This is a genomic window from Rickettsiales bacterium (genome assembly GCA_035765535.1).
In the GTDB taxonomy this organism is placed as follows: domain Bacteria; phylum Pseudomonadota; class Alphaproteobacteria; order Rickettsiales; family JABCZZ01; genus JABCZZ01.
In genome coordinates this window covers 136,729-154,324 of record DASTXE010000003.1, presented here as the reverse complement: position 1 = coordinate 154,324, position 17,596 = coordinate 136,729, and the positions used below count along the sequence as shown (strand labels likewise).

Genomic DNA, 17,596 nt, shown 5'->3' with positions numbered 1-17,596 from the left:
GTTAGTTCCCCAGCAATTTATCCCAGAACGACTGCGGCGCGTTATATTCCGGCACCGGCTCGTCTTCCGGCGCTCTGTTATCCTGCGGTTGCGCGGGCTGTGCCTGAGGCTGGGACTGAGGCGGCTGTTGCGAGGGCTGCTGCGCAGGATGCGGCATCGGCGTAGGCTGCGGCACTGCATTTGCTGCACCCGGTGGCGTCAACGGCTGCGATGGGCTCAGCCAGGGCAGCAGGCGGTTCAGCAAATCGGGGCCGCCCTGCATCGGAATTTCCATCACGGGCTCTTTCTTCAGCGAAGCGCTCATAAATTCACGCCAGATGGAAGCGGGCAGACTGCCGCCTGAAACCTTCTTCATCGGCTTGGAGTCGTCATTGCCGACCCACACACCCGTCACTAAATTCGGCGTGAAACCGATGAACCATGCATCTTTATAATCGGAAGTCGTACCGGTTTTACCCGCAATCATCCTGCCGAAGCGCGCGCCACGGCCCGTACCCGTCGTCGTCACGGCTACAAGCATATCGTTCATCATGCGCACAACCGGCTGGGACAGCACTTCCCCGCCTGCAACCGCATTGCGGTCATAGAGCAGCCTGCCGTCGGTCGTCTGGATGCGTTTGATCGCATAAGGCAATACGCTGACGCCGTTCGATGCCAGATGCGCGTAGGCGCGCGTCATATCCAGCAGCGTCACTTCCGTAGTACCGAGCGCGATGCTCGGGTCGGCCTCGATCTCCGAAGAGATGCCGAGCCTGTGCGCCATGGCCACCACTTTCTCGCGCCCGACCGCTTCGGAAAGCTGCACGGCAATGGAGTTGATAGATTCGGCAAAGGCATGTTCCAGCGTCATATTCCCCTGGTATTTGCCGGTGTAATCCCTCGGATGCCATTTGCCGATACTGACAGGCTGATCCACCATCTCGCTTTGCGGCGTATAGCCCGCTTCAAGCCCCGCCAGATAGACAAACAGCTTGAATGAGGAACCGGGCTGGCGCAGCGCCTGCGTCACACGATTGAACTGGCTGGCGCGGTAATTGCGACCGCCGACCATTGCCTTGATCGCGCCGTCCGGCGCCATGGAAACCAGCGCCGCCTGAGATGCATTCTTCTTTTTACCGCTTGCATCCATGATCGTATTGATGGCGTCTTCCGCATTATCCTGCCATTGCGGATTCAGCGTCGTGGTGACGACAATATCGTCCTGCTGCTCGCCAATGAATTCCGGCAATAGCCCGACCACATAATCGCTGAAATAGAACGAGCCGAAACGGTGATGATCGCGGTAGCTGGAATCTTCATCGCCGAAATTATCTTCGGCCTGTTTGACCTGCTCATCCGTCAGATAGCCCGCATCCTGCATATTCAGCAGCACCTGGGTCGCACGTTTTTCCGAGAGGTCCGGATTGTTTGTCGGCGCGTAACGCGTCGGCGCTTTCAGCAGTCCCACGAGAATTGCATCTTCCGACAGGTTCGTTTCACGCACGGAATGGCCGAAATAACGGCGCGATGCCGAATCCACCCCGTAATTGGCCGCGCCCATATAGACGCGGTTCAGGTAAATCGTCATGATTTCCTGCTTGCTGTAGCGGCGCTCAAGTTCGATCGCGAGCATCATTTCTTCAAGTTTGCGCTTGAAGGTACGCTCCGGCGTCAGAAAGACGTTCTTGGCCACCTGCTGCGTGATCGTGCTGCCACCCTGCACGACGCGGCGCGCCTTCATATTCACATAAGTCGCGCGCAGCATCCCCAGCGGGTCGATGCCGAAATGATGGAAGAAATTGCGGTCTTCGGTTGCCATAACGGCATTTATCAGGTTCTGGGGCAACTGGTCGTATGGCACGTAATCGCCGTATACGTCACCGTAAGCGCCCAGTACCGCGCCATCTTCCGCCTTGACGATGATGCTCGGTTTCTTCTTGAACTGCGACAGTGTGCTGATATCGGGCAGGTTCAGGTATAAGAAGCTGAGGAATATCGCCATGATAACGCCTGCGGCCAGTCCGATGCGAAAACAGAACCAGAACAGCCAGACAAAAAATTCTTTCGCCGGTGTCCGCCCCTTGCCGCGAGCGGGCTTTTTCTTCTTTGCAACGCTTCTGCCTTGCGCTGCCGGCCCTGCCAGGGGGCGGCCACCGGAATTATCGTCGATATCACTGAAAAACCTGGGCTCGCCCCGGCCGCGAGACGGGGATTTCTTCTTGCCGGATTTGCCTTTTAGAAAATCAAACACTTGTATAACTCTTCAAAATCAAGAATATACTTAAGAAACCCAAAAAATTGCTTAAGTATATTCACATTTGCGGCGATTATGTATAAATCTTTTTTAGGCAGAATATAGTGAATAATGGCGCCGCAGTTTATATACGCCCATATTCATCTTTATACAAGGAACGTGTATGACCCTATCCGAAACCACTTTTGTGACGCTTGCAGAAGCCACACTCAACCGCTTGTGCGGCATGGTCGAGGCGCTGGATGCTGAGGATTTGCTGGAGGTGGAGCAAACCAGCGGCATGCTTTCAATTGAGCTGCCTTCGGGCAAGCAGTTCGTGCTGAACCGCCAGATTCCTACGCGACAGATCTGGCTTTCCTCTCCTTTGAGCGGAGGGCTTCGCTTCGATTATGACGAAGAAGACCAGAGCTGGGTATTGCAGGACGGGCGACGGCTGGACACGCTGCTGAAAGCCGATCTCGAAACCCTGCTGGATGACGAGCAATGAAAGAGAAGGATACGCTTGGGGAAAAGGGCAAGCTTTCAAGCCTTCAGCGTCTTAATACATATTTGCGCCCCTATAAAACCCAGCTAATCGGCGCGCTCATAGCGCTGGTGTTCAGTTCTTCGGTCGTTCTGGGGCTTGGCGGTGCCATTAAATACCTGATCGATTACGGTATCAGCCGCAATGACGTGCATCTGCTTGACCGCTCTTTCCTGATGTTCATCGGCCTGACGCTGGGGCTCGCGGTCGCGACTTACGCACGTTACTATCTCGTTTCCTGGATCGGGGAAAAGGTGGTGGCCGATCTTCGCCGTGACGTTTATAGCCGTCTGCTGCGACTGCATACGGCGTTCTTTGAAACGGCCCGCACTGGCGAACTGCTTTCGCGCATCACAACGGATACGACGTTACTGCAAAGCGTGGTAGGCAGCACGGTTTCTGTGGCGCTTCGCAACCTAATCCTGTTTTTCGGCGGCGCGGCAATGATGCTGCATAGCAGCCCGCGCCTTTCCGGCTATGTCGCATTGATCGTTCCGCTGGTGATCTTCCCGATCGTGGTCATCGGCAGGCAGGTGCGCAGATTATCGCGCGTAACGCAGGGTAAGGTAGCCGATCTCAGCTCGCATGCAGAGGAAACCCTCGCTGGCATCCGCACGATTCAGGCTTTCGCGCTGGAAGAATATGAGAGCAAACGCTTTGTGAAGCAGGTGGATATCTCCATGAATGCCGCGCTTTCGCGCATCCGTGTACGCGCTATGCTTACCGCCCTTGTCATTGCGCTGGTGTTCGGCGCGATCATGACGGTGCTGTGGATCGGCGGGCGCAGCGTGATGCAGCATCATATGTCTTCCGGCGAACTCACGGAGTTTATCTTCTATTCCATTATTGTTGCTTCTTCCGCCGGCGCGATCAGTGACGTAGTGGGCGAGTTGCAGCGCGCGGCAGGGGCAACAGAGCGCCTTATGGAATTGCTCTCTTACCAATCAGACATTGTGGAATCAGCAAATCCGGTCGCACTGCCGAAACCTTTACGCGGTGAGATAAATTTTGAAGATGTTATCTTCCATTACCCTTCCCGACCGGACAAACCCGCTATCGAGAAGCTTTCCCTGACCATCGAGCCTGGTGAAACGATTGCACTTGTTGGCCCGAGCGGCGCAGGCAAGACCACGCTCTTCCAGCTTTTGCTGCGCTTTTATGACCCTGCAAGCGGACGCATTACGATTGACGGCGTCGATATTCGCGATACGAAATTTACCGACCTGCGTTCGCATATCGCCATCGTACCGCAGGACCCGGTTATCTTTTCCGCCAATGCGTGGGATAATATACGCTGTGGCAAGCAGGATGCTCCGACGAAAGACGTCATTGCCGCGGCCGCTGGCGCAGGCGCAATAGATTTTCTGGAAAAACTGCCGGACGGGTTGGATACGCATCTGGGTGAAAAAGGTGTACGGCTTTCCGGCGGCCAGAAACAACGTATCGCCATTGCCCGCGCGATGATCCGCAACCCGCGCATTCTGTTGCTGGACGAGGCCACGAGTGCGCTCGATTCCGAAAATGAACATAAAGTGCAGCAGGCGCTGGAGCGGCTCATGCAGGGCCGTACGACACTCGTCATCGCCCACCGCCTTTCCACTGTGCAGAATGCATCCCGCATCGCTGTTATCAACGAAGGCAAGCTGGAAGCCATCGGCAAGCATGAAGAGTTACTTGCAAAAAGTCCGCTTTACGCGAGGCTTGCCAAGTTGCAGTTTAAAGTGGCCGCTTAGAGATTTTGTAAGGGGGAATAAGCATTCCCCCTTCGCTTACGCTTACCCCCTCGCGCTTACGTGCGGGGTCGTCGTATAGACTCCTCCGCGTACCCTCGCCACGATGCTCAGAGCGAAGCCAGAAGGCTGAGTCCTTTAGTCGCCGAAGGCGTTAGGCTCATCGCGAAGGCCAGCAGGCCGAAGCGGGAGCAATCCAACTAGACAATCTCCTGCTGGCTGGCGCAGTGGATGGTGCCGAGCCCCAGAATAAAATCACCGCAATGGATGCCGATGACATCATGTTTCGGGAAGGCTTCGGCAAGGATATTCAATGCCACGCGGTCGTTCGGGTCGTTGAAGGTCGGCATGAGCACAATTCCGTTCGCAATGATGAAGTTCGCATAGCTTGCAGGTAAACGGTAATCCTCAAACATGATTTTGCGCGGCATCGGCAGTTCGATCACGTTCAGCCCAGCTTTTTTCAGCCGCTTTGCGTTATCCTTCAGCGGAGTATGATTCGGATCGTTCTTATCCTTTTCCATCACGGTTACGACCGTATCCGCATTCACGAAGCGTGCAAGATCGTCGATATGTCCATGCGTGTCGTCCCCGGCAATGCCGTTACCAAGCCAGATCGCGTTCGAGATGCCCATATATTTTGCAAAGACCTGTTCGTAATCTTCGCGTGTGAAGCCGGGGTTACGGCATTGGATGTCACTGAGCAGGCATTCTTCCGTCGTGAGCAGCAGGCCTTTGCCGTTCACTTCCAGTGCGCCGCCTTCCATGACCACGCGTTTTCCCTTATGCATGGGCTGCACGCAAGGCAGTTTCAGGAAATCGCCGACGATGGACGGAATCTTATCGTCATTGCGCCAGTTATCGTATTTCGCCCAGGCATTAAAACGCCAGTCAAGCAGCACGCGCTTCTTGCCTTCATACACAAAGGTCGGGGCGGAGTCGCGCAGCCAGGAGCGGTTTGTGACGGCGATGATGAAATCCACTTTGCCAAGATCCACATTCGCCGTTTCCAGCACAACGCGCGCTTTCTCCTGCTCGCTCGCATTCTTCACCACGAGCCGCACGCGCAGTTCCCGCGTGAGATAACCTATAATGTCGGCATAGGCCCATTTGATAGCATCGAACTTACCCGGCCAGTCGTTACGGTTATGCGGCCAGGCCAGCCACACGGCTGCCTGTTTTTCCCACTCGGCAGGCATGCGGAACGTCATTTGCCGAACCTCTCGGTAATGCCGCCGTAAGCGTCAATCCTGCGGTCGCGGAAGAACGGCCAGTTGCGGCGCGTATATTCCTGAATCGCGGGGTCGCAAACAGCCGTGATGATTTCTTCCTTATCGGACGATGCCTTCGCGAGGATACGACCGAACGGGTCGCAGATGAAGGAGTTACCGAAGAACTCGATTCCGTCTCCCTGCCCTTTCGGCGAAGGCTCATGGCCGATGCGGTTGCAGGCTGCAACATAGATGCCGTTGGCGATGGCATGGCCACGCTGCACGGTTTCCCATGCATCTGCTTGTGCCACACCGAATTCCGCTTTTTCACCCGGATGCCAGCCGATCGCCGTCGGATAGAACAGCGCGTGCGCTCCCTGCATTGCGGTCAAGCGTGCCGCTTCCGGGTACCACTGGTCCCAGCAGACGAGCTGGCCGAGCTTGCCGAATTTCGTATCGAACGCTTTGAAACCAAGATCGCCGGGTGTGAAATAATATTTTTCATAATAAAGCGGGTCATCGGGGATATGCATTTTGCGGTATACACCAGCCTGCTCCCCGTCAGCGTCGAACACGACGGTCGTATTGTGATAGATACCAGCCGTGCGGCGCTCGAACAGTGAGGCGATAACCACAAGTCCATTTTTCTTCGCGACATTGGCGAGCGTGCGCGTCGTATCGCACGGGATCGGCTCGGCGAGGTCGAATATGGAAGCGTCTTCAATCTTGCAGAAATAAGGCGAGCGGAACAGTTCCGGCAGGCAAGCCACCTGCACGCCCTGCTTGGCTGCTTTTTCCAGCATGTCGCACGCATGCGCCAGATTCGCCGCCGGATCTTCGCTCATGCGCATCTGGATCAGGCCGATCGTAAATGGTTTGGTCATAGTTTAGTCTCCTTCTTTATCGTTCCCGCTTCGGCCTTCTGGCCTACGCGATGAACCTGACGCCTTCGGCGACTGAAGAGGCTCAGCCTGCTGGCCTCGCTTCTTGTCCCATATTTTTTGGGGGATTCTCCCCCTTCGCGTATCCACGAGAGGCTGCAAGTTTTTCTTACAACCGCTCTCTTATCTTGCCGCTTGCCACCGGCTACTTTCTATTATATGTTTTCCGCTGAATATCATACACTCGCAGAAAACCCTATATGAAAATAGTCATTGAACGCGCGAACCTCCTCAAAGCCCTCGGACATGTACAGTCGGTCGTTGAACGCAGAGGCACTATACCAATTCTCTCAAATGTCAAGATCGAAGCTGCAGGGGACACGCTCCACCTGACGGCAACTGACATGGACATCGCCGTTGTAGAGAAGGTCGCCGCCACGGTCGCTGAACCGGGCCATACCACGGTTCCCGCCCAGACATTCTATGACATCGTGCGTAAGCTGCCGGACGGCGCACAGGTTGAAATCACCCGTGCGGATGACGCTTCCAAGCTCATCATCCGCGCCAACTCCTCCCGTTTCTCGCTCGCCACGCTGCCGGTGGAAGATTTCCCGGTCATGACGGAAGGCGATATGCCGCACAGTTTCCGTATCACCGCAGCAGAATGCACGGCACTCATCGACAAGACCCGCTTCGCGGTTTCCACGGAAGAAACCCGCTACTACCTGAACGGGATTTACCTTCATGCCGCTGAAACCCAGGGCATCGGCGTACTGCGCAGTGTCGCAACCGACGGCCACAGGCTCGCCCGCATCGAAATCGCCCTGCCCGCAGGCGCATCCGGCATGCCGGGCGTCATCATCCCGCGCAAGGCTATCGGCGAAATCAAGAAACTGCTGGAAGACGGCGTTCCGCACGTGGATATCGCCCTTTCGGAAAGCAAGATCCGCTTCACCTGCGGCAATGCTGTGCTGGTGTCCAAGCTGATCGACGGCACATTCCCGGATTATGAGCGCGTTATTCCTACCGGTAACGACAAGATCATGGAAGTGGAAGGCCGTGCCTTCACCAAAGCCGTGGACCGCGTTTCTACTATCGCTTCGGAAAAGACCCGCGGTATCAGGCTTGCCATCAACCAGGGCAAGCTCACCCTCTCCGCTGACAGCCCCGAACATGGCACGGCGAACGAGGAAGTGGACGTCACCTACGCCGCTGATCCGGTCGAAATCGGCTTCAACTCCCGCTATCTGCTGGAAATGATGGGCCAGATCGAAGGCGATATCGCCCAGTTCGTGCTGGCGGACAGCACCTCCCCGGCGCTCGTGCGCGACACGGCGGATGTGAGCGCTTTGTATGTCGTCATGCCGATGCGCGTGTGATTTGTTAACAACTTGTTAACCTGAATATGTTTTACTTAAGCCAGTGAATTCTCACATGGCTTAGTATGGATAATCTGCCAGATCACTTCGAAGCATTTGAACCTCCCATAGAACTCATAAGGTTAGGTGAAGAAGATTCCGTATTGGCGGAAACTATCAGCCGTTATTCCGTCTGGTCCGCGGTGGATTGGTACGGTCAGGCATATGGCGGCAGATTAATGTCCCATGATTTCGGCAAGGCAAAAGAGTGGATACAGAAAAATCAGAAAGCACTGGCGAGTAGCGTCCTCCATGCCCGCACTCCCGAACAAAGAACCAATGCAATTCATCATATATGTTTGCTTACCGTGGACCATATCGATCCGCCATTAGCTAAAGCGATTGATGCCATTATCGCTGCGGTAGGGCAGGTAACGACGGAAGGGCGGCCACGTAAGCAAACGCGCATGCTGGAGCAGTTGCAGAATTCATTATCCGAACGGACTTCGGCCTTTATCACGGAAACCTTCCCCAATATACGCCCTACTGGCGCTGGCCCACTGCGCGGTACACTTGCAGAAGCCGCTATACGTGACCCTGCTTATGCTCAAATCCTGATGGAGGAATCCCTTTCTATTGGCCAACAGGCTGAACGTTCCGGATTTACGCAGCGTTTCGGTTCACGAAGTTCCTTACCTCCGCGGCGTTAATATTCTACTACTTCATTTTATCCTTAACTTCCCGGATGCAGTCAGGTATTGATTCTGCCTTATAATGCATATTCTTCACCTCCAGACCCTGGCCCTTTCCAATTTCCGCAATTATGCGTATGCGCGGCTGGAGGTCAGCCCTGCCCCGATTGTCCTGCTGGGGGCGAACGGCGCGGGCAAGACCAATATACTGGAAGCGATTTCCCTGCTCACTCCCGGGCGTGGTATACGGCGCGCCAAGATTACAGATATGGATAAGGCAGGTAGCCCTGCCCCTTGGGCGATTGCGGCGGAACTCACCGGCGAGCAAGGCGAAGTCAGCGTCGGTACGGGCCGGGAAGCAGATACGGACAAACGGATCGTGAAGATTGACGGCAAAATGGCGCGCGCGCAGACAGACTTAGGCCAGATTCTCGCCGTATTGTGGCTTACGCCGCAGATGGATAATCTCTTCATCGAAGGCAATTCCGAGCGCCGCCGCTTCATCGACCGGCTTGTTTTCAGTTTCGACAGCGAGCATGCTGCGCGCGTCAATGCGTACGAGCAGGTCATGCGGGAGCGGAACCGCCTGCTGCAGAATGGCAATTCCGATGGCTACTGGTTTGCCGCGCTCGAGCAGAAGATGGCCGAAAATGCCGTTGCCATTGCCGTAGCGCGCAGCCATACGATCGATCATCTCAACAATGCGATGCAGTTAAGTACAAGCCCCTTTCCCAAAGCGCATATCGCCTTAAGCGGAGAGACCGAAACCCTGCTTGCGCAAGGGCCTGCACTTGCGGCTGAAGAGCAGCTGAAAGAATTGCTGAGAATGAATCGCGCGCAGGATGCTGGCGCCGGGCGCTGCCTGATAGGGATTCACCGCACGCAAGTGGATGTGCTGCATATGGGCAAGCAAATGGCAGCCGAACTTTGCTCCACAGGCGAGCAGAAAGCCGTGCTTATTTCCATTATCCTTGCACAGGCACGCGCAGGTGCACTCTGGCACGGCCATGTGCCCGTGCTGCTGCTGGACGAAGTGGCAACCCATCTCGATATTTCCCGCCGGGAAGCGTTGTTTGCCGAGCTCACTGCCATCGGCGCGCAAAGCTGGCTTACCGGCACGGACCGTAATGTATTCGACGGATTGGAAGCACAATATTTCCTGGTAGAGAGCGGAAAAGTAGAGCGAAGTGAATAATCACACACTGACTGTGCCTGCCCCCTAACAAAAATTTGCCTCCTTAACCGTATTTGCTGTACTGTGACGTGAGAGCACCAATATCACCCAAGGATTAGCATGTCCTCTGTTCCCACCTCCAATCCCCAGCGGAAAGAACTGGTCGTTCCAGAAGGATTTCATGCTCCCGAGACACTTCATTTTGAAGATCTCAAGGCTGTTCCATTTAGTATAGAGCATGTCAATCCCGACCTGGAAGCCATCAATTCTAATTATGAATTTATTCGCCGCACTCGCGGCGGAACATGGCCGGAAGGAATAACGAGCCTTGAAGATAATCAACTGGATGCAACACGGCATCGTAATGAGTTTAGAGATAACCGGGCATTTGCCTATTCTGTTTACAACAGCCAGGATGAATATATAGGCTTCATGTATTTATACCCTATTGGCGAGCGGACAGAATTGACTCCCGAAACCATTAAATACGATGTTGATATGAGTTTCTGGACAACAGAATCAGCAGCCCAACGCGGTTATTATGAGAAATTGCATAGCGCTGCCAATCAGTGGCTGCACGACGAGTTCCCTTTCTTTAAAAATGTGTACTGCTCGAATGCCGTGATTCCTCAACACGAAAAAACAAGCGGCGGTACAGTTGAAAATCCGGGATCGTGGGTGGGAAAAACCACCTCCCAAGGTCGCGATGATATTGCCAGATAGGCTTTTATAATACGCTTTAGGCTCACTGTTTGGCTATCCACGCATGGCTTGTCATTTGCCGCCAGTCCCCCTATACTGCCACCATGGACCAGATGACAATCATGGAAATAGGCCGTCAGGCGCTGATCGTGTTTTTCAAGGTGGCGATGCCGCTGATGGTGATCTCGCTTGTGGTGGGCCTTATCATTTCCCTGTTCCAGGCGCTCACGCAGATCCAGGAACAAACCCTGACCTTCGTGCCCAAGATATTCATTATTTTCGTATCGCTGATCTTCCTGATGCCGTTCATGCTTAGCACGATGACCGATTTCAACACGATGCTGTACGGGCATATCGTGGATATCGGCCATGGCAGCGACGAATGATCCGCGCCGTACGGTGCAGTGTAAGCCGGAGAAAATAACATGCTTGAGCATTTTCTCGTTTCGCAGATATTTGCCTTCCTGCTGATCTTCTGCCGTGTCGGCAGCGGCATCATGGCACTGCCCGGCTTCGGGGAGAGCTATGTACCGGTCAATATACGCCTGTGTTTCGCGCTGCTGATCTGCCTTATACTCACGCCTGCGCTGGGGAACAAAATGCCTCCGCTCCCCTCCTCTTCCATCATACTGGCGCTGCTCATTGCCAACGAGGTACTGGTCGGTATCTTTATCGGCAGCCTGTGCAAGATTCTTATTTCGGTCATGCATATAGCAGGCTCGATCATCGCCATGCAGGCGGGGGTCTCTTCCGCCGTAGTCTTCGATCCCAACCAGCGCAGCCAGGGCCCCATTATCGGCAATTTTCTCAGCCTGGTAACGCTCGTTATGATATTCGGGATGGGCCTGCATTACCTGATGCTGCGCGCTGTGGTGGAAAGTTATGTGGTGTTCGTGCCGGGGCATTTCCCCCCGCTTAATGATTTCGTAGGCACTATCGTCCGCCTCACCTCCCAGAGCTTCACCATGGCCGTGCAGCTTTCCGCGCCGCTGATCATTGCTGGTACGCTACTGTTTCTGGGTGCAGGCATCCTGGCGCGACTCATGCCGACGGTACAGATATTCTTTCTCATCACTGCTCCGCAGGTGCTGATCGGCTTTTTCATACTGATCACGGCGTTCAGCGCCCTGATGCTGTTTTATATGGATTTTTACCGTGAGAAGATTATGTCTATTTTAGGGTATCTTTAGATTATGGGGGGCGCGCCGCCCCCATCCGGGCTCTGCCCGGATTCCCCTGCGGGGTCGTCGCAAGAGCTCCTCCGCGTGCCCTCGCAATGTTATTAACCTACGATTGTTTTTATGGCTGACGAACAGGACGAGTCACAAAAAACCGAAGAGCCTACCCGAAAAAGGCTGGAAGAAGCCGCGGAGCGAGGGCAAACCGTCACGTCACGAGAGGCCACAAGTTTCTTTATTCTCTTTACCTTCACGCTGCTGCTGGGCTGGATGCTGCCCGGTTCCTTCCACAAAGTACAGACATCGCTCTCCGTCTTTATCGAGCGTCCTGAAAGCTTCCTGTTCGACACGAATTCGCTGGGCATCCTGTTCAAACAGGCGTTGTGGCTTTGCGCCGCCGTGCTGTTCGTACCGTTCGTCGCCTTCATCTGCGCCATCATCTTTTCCAGCGCCGTGCAGAACCGGTTTGTATTTTCCGTAGAGCCGATTATTCCGAAGTTCGAAAAGATTTCCCCGCTCAAAGGCATCGAGCGGCTATTCTCCACGCGCTCGCTGGCGGAGTTCGGCAAAGGCGTCATCAAGCTCATCGTGGTCGGCGCAGTCGCTTATTATGGCGTAGTTCCTTACCTGCCGCATATCAAGCAGCTGCCGGACGTCAACACTTTCGGCACGCTCGCCTTTCTCTTCACGACCGCTAAGCGCATGATGATCGGCATCTGCATCGTGATGTTCATCATCACCGTATTTGATTATCTGTACCAGCGTTATGAGTTCATGAAATCCCTGCGCATGTCCAAGCAGGAAATCAAAGACGAATACCGCCAGCAGGAAGGTGATCCGCAGGTCAAGCAGCGCATTCGCCAGATTCGCGTGGAGCGCTCACGCAAGCGCATGATGGCCGCCGTTCCGACCGCAGACGTGATCATCACGAACCCGACCCACTATTCGATTGCGCTGAAATACGACCAGACGAATATGCGCGCACCTACCGTGGTCGCCAAGGGTCTGGACAATATCGCGCTTAAGATCCGAGAGATCGCGAAGGAACACGGCATTCCGCTGGTGGAAAACCCGCCGCTCGCCCAAGCGTTGTATGCAACCGTTGATATTGACAAAGAAATTCCCGCCGAACATTATAAAGCAGTAGCGGAAATCATAAGTTATGTTTATCGTCTTAAAGGAAGATTCAAATAACGTCTTGAGAAACCGATATGGCATTCCGCTTCAGCGATAATATTCTGAATAATTTCGAAGGCACCGGTTTTGTGGTGCGCAACCGGGTTCCCCGCACTCTCTTTATCGTTATCATCTTTCTGGCCGCGTTCGATCTCATCTGCTTTACCGCTTACCTCACGAATGACACTTCCGTTAACGCTATCTTCCTGACCGTGCTGCTGCTCAGCATCAGCGCACTCTGCGGGCTCACCTTTTATTTTATCAACCGGTTCCGCCGTCTAATCCTCGTGACGGAATTCCAGACCGCGATGCTTGCTTCCGCCGCCCAGATCGGCACGCGCTTCTGCTTTATCGTTAATACCGAAGGCATGATTTTCTATGTCGATCCCGGATTCCAGAAAACCTTCCCGGCTTTCATGGATAGCGGCGACCGCACATTGTGGGAACTGCTTGCCTTCATGGAAACCCCGGCCGATCTCACTCAGAAAGTGCTGAACTCGCTGAAGGGCGGCAAGAGCGATCATATCATTCTTTCCTTCAAGGATAGGGAAAACCTGCCGGTGACGGCGGTGATGAATATCGACGTCATTACCCGCCCGCGTGGTTATTTCATTATCCGCGGTCGCAATTATATTGAGAAGCGTTCCGAAGTTAAATCCAACGAAGGTAACCAGGACCTGCAGTATGTAGCCCAGACGCTCGCTCATGCCGTCTCCACCCTGCCGCAATGGCTGCTCGTGGCTGACAGTGTCGGCAGGATCGTCAGCATCAATGAAACATTCGAGCAGTGGCTCGGGTATGGTTACGGCGAGATTGCTGCGGCAAAGCTTCCGATCCGGCAGATATTCCACCAATACGGCCATAACGATACCGGCGTGATGCTGTTGGAAGACTATCAGGGCGAAGTCGTGCTGCGCAAAAAAGATCTTACGCTGCTTGCCGCCAGGCTGCATCAGAAGGTGCTGATGGCTGCAGGTAAAACGCTTGGCATCAGCGCAACTGTCGACCTGCAACAACCGTAACCGATAAGCCCATATGTCAGAGCATTCCATGCTGAGCCTCGCCGATTTCGTAACCGCCTCCCCGCTTGCCACTGCCATACTGAATGCGGATGGCACTGTAGCTCACAGCAACAGCCTGCTGCATGGGCTTGCACGTATTCAGCCAATTGCACCGGGCTGGCCGTTCGCCAATGTATTCCATGACACCTGCCGGACCGATGCCATGCAGCGCATCGCCGCGGCGGCGTCCGGTGCGGCTCCCGATCAGCATCCGATGGAGGTGACGCTCAATACCGACGAGCTCATCACGGCCTCGCTCTATATTCGCAGCCTCGGCGAAGGACGCAGCGAGATTCTGGTTCATCTTATCGACACCACGGAACAGAAGAATCTGGAGCAGCGATTCACCCACTCCCAGAAAATGCAGGCAGTCGGCCAGCTCGCGGGCGGTATCGCGCATGACTTCAATAACCTGCTGACCGCCATGATCGGCTTCTGCGATCTGCTGCTGATGCGCCACCCTGCGGGCGACCAGTCATTCGCCGATATCATGCAGATCAAGCAGAATGCCAACCGCGCTGCCAACCTTGTGCGCCAGCTGCTCGCATTTTCGCGCCGCCAGACGCTTCAGCCCAAGATGCTCGACATTACCGACGTGCTGGCCGAGCTTTCCAACCTGGTGCGCCGCCTGATCGGTGAGAATATCGAGCTCAAGATGACGCATGGCCGCGATCTGGGCATGGTCAAGGCCGATCAGGGCCAGTTGGAACAGGTGTTTATCAACCTCGCCGTCAATGCACGCGACGCCATGCATAAGGGCGGAAGGCTCACGATCCAGACCAGCCATGTGACGGTGGACAGCCGACACCGCATCAGCCGCGACCTGATTTCCCCTACGGAGGATGAGGCCATTGCCGATGGTGAGTATGTGCTGGTCGAGGTGATCGACACCGGGACCGGCATTCCCCGCCAGCTCCTGCAGAAGATTTTCGAGCCGTTCTTTTCCACGAAGGAAGTGGGCTCCGGCACAGGGCTTGGCCTTGCGACCGTTTACGGCATCATCAAGCAGACCGGCGGCTATATCTATGTCAAAAGCCAGGAAGGCGAAGGCACGACCTTCAGCATCTTCTTCAAGCGCTATCAGGCGGAAGAAGTGCGTCCTGCCGTCGAGCATGCCGAACGCGCTGCGACCGACGATCTGACGGGACGCGGCACATTGCTGCTGGTGGAAGATGAAACGCCGGTGCGTGCATTCGCAGCGCGTGCCTTACGCAATAAAGGCTATACAGTTCTGGAAGCCGATTGCGGGGAAATGGCGATCGAGGTTATGGAAGAACAGGGCAACGATGTGGACGTCATCATTACCGACGTCATCATGCCCGGCATTAACGGGCCGACGATGATTGAAACCGTCGCGCCGAAATTCCCGCGCGTGAAGGTGATTTTCATCTCCGGCTATGCTGAAGACGTGTTTGTCAAAAATTACGGCAGCGAACGGCAGTTCAATTTCCTCCCCAAACCCTTCACGCTGAAGCAGCTAGCCAGCAAGGTGAAGGAAGTGATCGGAGGATAGGAGGGTATTGAATCGCTCCTGACGCCTTCAGCAACTGTAGGGTTCAGCCTGCTGGCTTTACTGCGCAAGATACTTCGCGCCGTGTGTCATCGTATAGAACTCCTCCACGTACCCAAGAAAGGCTTGGGAATGTCTTGGCGATGGCTTTTTATTTTTTATGTAACTATCTTCGTAAATCCTACGAATCTACCTAGTGAGTCCGCTTCCGGATTCACCACCCTAACCTAATGGAGATTTTATGAACAAAGCCCTTATCACCGCCGCTATTGCCGCTCTCGCCGCTTCCGGCGTTGCTGCTTCTGCTCTGGCAGATGCTCCTGCCATGACCGCCCAGAAAGAAAAATGCTACGGCATCGCTAAAGCAGGCAAGAATGACTGTAAGAGTGCAAGTCACTCGCATTCCTGCGCCGGCCAGTCCACCAAAGATAACGATCCCAGCGACTGGAAGTTCGTGGCTAAAGGCGATTGCGCAAAAGAAGGCGGAAAGCTGCAGTAGGCCTCATTTTACCGTTCCTTCGTCAATCAAGACGGAGGGACGGTCCTATTTATATCTTAACAATCCTATCTGTGGCTGAAAAAACACTTTGGCTATTTTTGTTAATTTCTGCCGAAGGCTCACTTTATTTTTACCATTTATTAACCCTATGATGTGATATTAAACGGGTTTATTCGTTAATCACTTAGGGGATTCATATGCGTATCAGGGGAACCTGCTTTTCCGCTCTGCTTTTTACAACAGCGCTTGTAGCGGCCGCTACTCTGTCACAAGCCGCAGCAGCAGATGATACCGCACCGGTGCAAAGCGGCCCCACCCTGCATGCGCAGGCAGCCGCAGATAGCGCCGCCGCCGGACAGGAAAACTCCTCCCCTTACCGCCTGCACCTGATGTATACGGGTGAAGAATGGCACAATGACGGTTCCCATAAAACCGGCAATGTTTATATGCAGAACGTCTATGCTGCGATGAACGTGGATGCTGACAGGGCATTCGGCTGGAAAGGCGCAAGCTTTCAGGTGGCTGGTTTTTATAATACGGCCAAATCCCTCGATGCCAACTATGTTGGCGGTTATATCGATCAGAGCCTGATCGATACGGGCGGTACAGAGATGGTTCGCCTTTATCAGGCTTATTATAAGCAGGAAATCGGCACGCAGGATGGTTTCGTGCTCGGCATTTACGATTTGCAGACTGCTTTCGGAAACACCAAGCCGATGGGTCTGTTCATGGGCGGTTCTTATGCATGGACCTCCACGCTCGACCAGTCGGAAGACCGTGTTTCTACCTATCCCAGTACGGCGCTTGCCGCTCGTTACTGGCATACGTTCGACAAGAACTGGAGCGTACAGGCTGCTATTGCGGACGGCATACCTGACAGCCCCAAATATCCGAAAGTCACCACCATCAATTTCAACCGCAATTACGGCGCGTTCATGATCGGCGAAGTCGATTACCGCACGACGAACCGCACGAAACTGATGGCAGGCTACTGGGGCTATACCGGCAAGTTTGACGATCTGGATACGACAGCAGCGGATGGTTCCGTTGAAGAGAAGTTCGGCAATTCCGGTGGCTATGTCGGCGGTGCAACCCGCATTTTCGATCAGGGCGAAGGCCGCGGCATTGACGCATTCACCACGATCGGCTGGTCGGATTCCTCCGTCAACCAGGCAAACCGCACGATCAATCTGGGCCTGACCTATACGGGACCGTTTGCCGTCCGCCCGGATGACCGGGCAGGTATCGCATTCAGCACCTCCGGCACCAGCAATGCCTACAAGCACAGCCAGACCGTGCAGGGTCTTGGCGTGGAAAATTACGAAAGCAATTTCGAAGCCACCTATCGCGCACAGATATGTGACTGGTTAACGGTGCAGCCGGACGTGCAGTATTTCATCGATCCGAACATGGACCCGACGCTTAAGAACGATCTTGTCGTCGGCATTCACTTTGAGATCGGACACGTGTTCGGCTTGTGATATACTTAAGGCATAGGTGCAAAAATTCATGGAGGCTTAGCGTGCGCAAGATTATTACTCTTTTAGTTCTTCTGGCTACCGTCTTTACCGTTACCGTTGCGGAAGCGCGCGGGGGGCGGTCGGATGACTGCACTCCGGGCAGCACCGATCCCGACTGCGCCGGCGCAGGAGGCAGGTAATTCTGCCG

16 protein-coding genes are annotated in these 17,596 nt (G+C 54.6%); 13 read left to right on the top strand and 3 right to left on the bottom strand.

Going from position 1 to position 17,596, the window contains the following annotated elements; all coding sequences use genetic code 11:
- Nucleotide 1: 1 nt before the first annotated feature.
- Nucleotides 2-2,230 carry a PBP1A family penicillin-binding protein gene (locus VFT64_03720; protein ID HEU5046930.1) on the bottom strand — a complete coding sequence of 743 codons (2,229 nt, stop codon included), beginning with the start codon at nt 2,228-2,230 and terminating at the stop codon, nt 2-4.
- A gap of 166 nt (nt 2,231-2,396) precedes the next feature.
- Here VFT64_03720 and cyaY point away from each other — a divergent pair, with 166 nt between their 5' ends.
- Both cyaY and VFT64_03710 read left to right on the top strand, forming a co-directional pair.
- Nucleotides 2,397-2,720, top strand: a complete 324-nt coding sequence (cyaY, locus tag VFT64_03715; GenBank protein ID HEU5046929.1) for an iron donor protein CyaY — start codon at nt 2,397-2,399, stop codon at nt 2,718-2,720.
- A complete protein-coding gene (locus VFT64_03710) occupies nt 2,717-4,489 on the top strand; it encodes an ABC transporter transmembrane domain-containing protein (protein HEU5046928.1) in 1,773 nt (590 codons plus the stop codon). Before cyaY ends, VFT64_03710 begins: the two co-directional genes overlap by 4 nt.
- 197 nt (nt 4,490-4,686) lie before the next feature.
- Here the strand turns inward: VFT64_03710 and VFT64_03705 are convergent, their stop codons facing one another.
- Together VFT64_03705 and VFT64_03700 are read right to left on the bottom strand one after the other, a co-directional pair.
- On the bottom strand, nt 4,687-5,697 hold the full coding sequence (locus VFT64_03705) for an agmatine deiminase family protein (protein ID HEU5046927.1): 1,011 nt from the start codon (nt 5,695-5,697) through the stop codon (nt 4,687-4,689).
- Complete coding sequence (locus VFT64_03700) at nt 5,694-6,581, bottom strand: carbon-nitrogen hydrolase (GenBank protein HEU5046926.1); 888 nt, start codon at nt 6,579-6,581, stop codon at nt 5,694-5,696. Before VFT64_03700 ends, VFT64_03705 begins: the two co-directional genes overlap by 4 nt.
- 257 nt (nt 6,582-6,838) lie before the next feature.
- Here VFT64_03700 and dnaN point away from each other — a divergent pair, with 257 nt between their 5' ends.
- The 11 genes from dnaN (at nt 6,839) to VFT64_03645 (ending at nt 17,409) form a co-directional block, all read left to right on the top strand.
- Nucleotides 6,839-7,957 carry a DNA polymerase III subunit beta gene (gene dnaN, locus VFT64_03695; protein HEU5046925.1) on the top strand — a complete coding sequence of 373 codons (1,119 nt, stop codon included), beginning with the start codon at nt 6,839-6,841 and terminating at the stop codon, nt 7,955-7,957.
- 65 nt (nt 7,958-8,022) lie between these two features.
- The gene (locus VFT64_03690) at nt 8,023-8,646 is read left to right on the top strand and encodes a hypothetical protein (GenBank protein HEU5046924.1); all 624 of its coding nucleotides are present in this window, start codon (nt 8,023-8,025) and stop codon (nt 8,644-8,646) included.
- Nucleotides 8,647-8,710: 64 nt separating this feature from the next.
- Nucleotides 8,711-9,823 (top strand): DNA replication/repair protein RecF, encoded by a 1,113-nt coding sequence (recF, locus tag VFT64_03685; GenBank protein ID HEU5046923.1) that lies wholly within the window; start codon nt 8,711-8,713, stop codon nt 9,821-9,823.
- A 99-nt stretch (nt 9,824-9,922) separates the two neighbouring features.
- Nucleotides 9,923-10,525 (top strand): hypothetical protein, encoded by a 603-nt coding sequence (locus tag VFT64_03680; GenBank protein ID HEU5046922.1) that lies wholly within the window; start codon nt 9,923-9,925, stop codon nt 10,523-10,525.
- Between the two features lie 29 nt (nt 10,526-10,554).
- Nucleotides 10,555-10,890 carry a flagellar biosynthesis protein FliQ gene (fliQ, locus tag VFT64_03675; protein ID HEU5046921.1) on the top strand — a complete coding sequence of 112 codons (336 nt, stop codon included), beginning with the start codon at nt 10,555-10,557 and terminating at the stop codon, nt 10,888-10,890.
- Between the two features lie 39 nt (nt 10,891-10,929).
- On the top strand, nt 10,930-11,694 hold the full coding sequence (locus tag VFT64_03670) for a flagellar biosynthetic protein FliR (protein HEU5046920.1): 765 nt from the start codon (nt 10,930-10,932) through the stop codon (nt 11,692-11,694).
- A 111-nt stretch (nt 11,695-11,805) separates the two neighbouring features.
- The gene (gene flhB / locus VFT64_03665) at nt 11,806-12,876 is read left to right on the top strand and encodes a flagellar biosynthesis protein FlhB (GenBank protein HEU5046919.1); all 1,071 of its coding nucleotides are present in this window, start codon (nt 11,806-11,808) and stop codon (nt 12,874-12,876) included.
- Between the two features lie 17 nt (nt 12,877-12,893).
- Nucleotides 12,894-13,880, top strand: a complete 987-nt coding sequence (locus VFT64_03660) for a PAS domain-containing protein (GenBank protein HEU5046918.1) — start codon at nt 12,894-12,896, stop codon at nt 13,878-13,880.
- Between the two features lie 13 nt (nt 13,881-13,893).
- Nucleotides 13,894-15,432 carry an ATP-binding protein gene (locus tag VFT64_03655; protein HEU5046917.1) on the top strand — a complete coding sequence of 513 codons (1,539 nt, stop codon included), beginning with the start codon at nt 13,894-13,896 and terminating at the stop codon, nt 15,430-15,432.
- Between the two features lie 238 nt (nt 15,433-15,670).
- Complete coding sequence (locus tag VFT64_03650; GenBank protein ID HEU5046916.1) at nt 15,671-15,928, top strand: DUF2282 domain-containing protein; 258 nt, start codon at nt 15,671-15,673, stop codon at nt 15,926-15,928.
- Nucleotides 15,929-16,125: 197 nt separating this feature from the next.
- On the top strand, nt 16,126-17,409 hold the full coding sequence (locus VFT64_03645; protein HEU5046915.1) for a carbohydrate porin: 1,284 nt from the start codon (nt 16,126-16,128) through the stop codon (nt 17,407-17,409).
- Nucleotides 17,410-17,596: the final 187 nt, after the last annotated feature.